This is a genomic window from Delftia sp. ASV31 (assembly GCF_016428765.1).
Lineage (GTDB): Bacteria > Pseudomonadota > Gammaproteobacteria > Burkholderiales > Burkholderiaceae_C > Comamonas > Comamonas acidovorans.
Window position 1 is genome coordinate 1 of record NZ_JAELTK010000172.1, and the last position, 2,912, is coordinate 2,912.

A 2,912-nucleotide genomic window follows, 5' to 3' on the forward strand; every position below is an offset into this window, starting at 1 on the left:
GCGCGAGCTGGTGGAGCTGGCCAGGACCCGGCGCCTGAACGTGTCCACGTCGGGCGTGGGCCAGTCGCCGCACATGTCCTCGGAGATGTTCCGCCAGAAGGCCGGCATCGAGGTCACGCTCGTGCCCTTTACCGGGGCCGCGCCTGCGGTCACGGCGCTGCTGGGCCAGCAGGTGGACTACATGATCGACAACCTGCCCAGCTCCATGCCGCACATCAGGAGCGGCAAGTTCCGCGCGCTGGCCATCACCAGCGCCACGCGCTCGGCCCAGTTGCCCGAGGTGCCCACCATGACCGAGGCCGGCGTGCCCATGCAGGTCACGGCCTGGTTCGGCCTGCTGGCCCCTGCCGGCACGCCCGATGCCGTGGTCGAGCGCATCCAGCAGTCGGCCCGGCGCGCCATGCAGACGGCCGAGGTGCGCCAGCGCTTTGCCGACCTGGGCGGCGTGCCCGGTGGCGAGACACCGGCCGAGTACGACGCCTTCATCGCCCAGGAACGCAAGAGCTGGGCCCAGATCGTCAAGGCCGCAGGCCTGTCGCTGGAATAGTGGTCCCTCCCGTCCCTCCAGCCCCTCCCATGCAAGAAGACATCGCCGCCCTGCTGCGCCAGCCCTTTGGCTCGCTGCCCGAACTCGTCGCGCTGCAGGCCAGCCAGCGCCCCCGCCACACCGCCCTGGCCATGGATGGCCGCAGCCTCGACTACGCCGCGCTGCGCCTGGGCATGGACCGCGTGGCCCTGCGCCTGCAACGCCAGGGCCTGGGCCCCGGCGACGTGGTGGCCATCTGCGCGGGCAGCTCGCCCGAGTACGTGCTGGCCTTCCTGGGCGCGCTGCGCGCGGGCGTGGCCGTGGCGCCGCTGGCCCCGTCGGCCACGGCAGGCCACCTGAGCGCCATGCTGGACAACTGCGGCGCCCGGCTGGTGCTGCGCGACGCGGACACCGCCGCGCAATGGCCGCTGCAGGCCGGACAGGATCTGCAATGCGTGGCCCTGGACGGCGCTGTCGAAGCCGGCATGCCGTGGTCGCAATGGCTGGCTGCGGACGAAACGGACCATGGCACGGCACCCATGCCCATCCACCCCCAGCCCGACTGGCCCTTCAACGTCATCTACTCCTCGGGCACCACGGGCGTGCCCAAGGGCATCGTCCAGTCCTGGGCCATGCGCTGGGCCCATGTGCAGCGCGCCATCCACAACGGCTACGGGCCCGATGCCGTCTCGCTGTGCGCCACGCCGCTGTACTCCAACACCACCTTGGTCGCGGCCCTGCCCACCCTGGGGCTGGGCGGCACCCTGGTGCTGATGCGCAAGTTCGACGCGGCGCACTACCTGGAACTGGCCGAGCGCCACCATGCCACCCACACCATGCTCGTGCCCGTGCAGTACCAGCGGCTGATGCAGTGCCCGGGGTTCGACGGCGCCGACCTGAGCCGCCTGCGGCACAAGTTCTGCACCAGCGCACCCTTCCATCCCGCGCTCAAGGCCGAGGTGCTGCGCCGCTGGCCTGGACGGCTCATCGAGTACTACGGCATGACCGAAGGCGGCGTGCGCTGCGAGCTGCACTGCCATGACTTCCCCGACAAGCTGCACACCGTGGGGAGACCGGGACCGGGCGCCGACATCCGCTTCATCGATGAGCAGGGCCGCGAACTGCCGCACGGCGAGCAGGGCGAGATCGTGGGCCGCTCGGCCGGGATGATGAGCGGCTACCACCGCCTGCCCGACAAGACGCAGGAGGCCGAATGGTTCGATGCCCAGGGCCTGCGCTTCATCCGCAGCGGCGACGTGGGCCGCCTGGACGAGGACGGCTTCATCGTGCTGGGTGACCGCAAGAAGGACATGATCATCACGGGCGGCTTCAACGTCTACCCGAGCGACATCGAGTCCGTGCTGCTGCAGCACCCGCAGGTGGCCGAATGCGCGGTGATCGGCGTGCCCTCCGATGCATGGGGCGAGACCCCCGTGGCCTACGCCGTGGCACGCCCCGATGCCACGCCCTCGGCCGCCGAACTGCGCGAATGGCTCAACGCCCGCGTGGGCAAGACCCAGCGCGTGGCCGAGCTGCGACTGGCCGCCAGCCTGCCGCGCAGCGAGATCGGCAAAGTGCTCAAGCGCGCGCTGCGCGAGCAGTACCAGGCCGGCGCCCTGTCCTCTTCATGAAACGGAGTCCCCCCATGCCCATGCCCATGCCCATGTCCATGCCCATGCACCCACTCCCGCGCCGCCGCCTGCTGTCCTGCCTGGCCCTGGCGACCTGCGCCCTGCTGGCCCCGGCCACCCATCTCGCCCATGCTGCCGAGGCCTGGCCTGCCAAGCCCATACAGCTGGTCATTCCCTACCCGCCCGGCGGCAGTGCCGACCTGCTGGGCCGCCCGCTGGCCGTGCAACTGCAGCAGCAGCTGGGCCAGCCCGTGGTGCTCGAATACAAGCCCGGCGCAGGCGGCACGCTGGCCTCGCAATACGTGGCGCGCGCCAAGCCCGATGGCTACACCGTGCTCATGGTGCTGGCCGCCCATGCCATCAACGACAGCCTCTATCCCAAGCTGCCCTACGACACCCGCCGCGACTTCGCGCCCGTGTCTTTGGTGGCCAACCTGCCCATGGTGGTTGCGGCCAGCAGCAAGCTGCCGGCCAGGAACATCCAGGAACTCATCCAGGCCGCCAAGGCCAACCCCGGCAAGCTCACCTTCGGCTCGGCAGGCAACGGCAACACGGGGCATCTTGCGGCCGAGTACTTCGGCTCCATGGCAGGCGTGCGCATGACCCATGTGCCCTACAAGGGCAGCGCGGGCGTGGTCAACGCCATGCTGGCCGGCGACATCGACCTGACCTTCGACAGCATCTCAACCTCCATGCCCCACATCCGCAGCGGGCGCATGCATGCGCTGGCCGTCACCAGCCCGCAGCGCTCGGCG

At 70.5% G+C, this 2,912-nt stretch carries 3 protein-coding genes; all 3 read left to right on the plus strand.

Going from position 1 to position 2,912, the window contains the following annotated elements; translation table 11 throughout:
* Window positions 1–547, plus strand: a 547-nt coding sequence (locus tag JHD82_RS28720) for a tripartite tricarboxylate transporter substrate binding protein (RefSeq protein WP_269848175.1), incomplete at its 5' end; no start/stop codon positions are given.
* Between the two features lie 29 nt (window positions 548–576).
* Window positions 577–2,157, plus strand: coding sequence for a class I adenylate-forming enzyme family protein (locus JHD82_RS28725; RefSeq protein ID WP_199140281.1), 1,581 nt, complete (start codon window positions 577–579; stop codon window positions 2,155–2,157).
* Window positions 2,158–2,195: 38 nt separating this feature from the next.
* Window positions 2,196–2,912 (plus strand): tripartite tricarboxylate transporter substrate-binding protein (locus JHD82_RS28730; protein WP_374191676.1); only part of this gene is annotated, 717 nt, incomplete at its 3' end.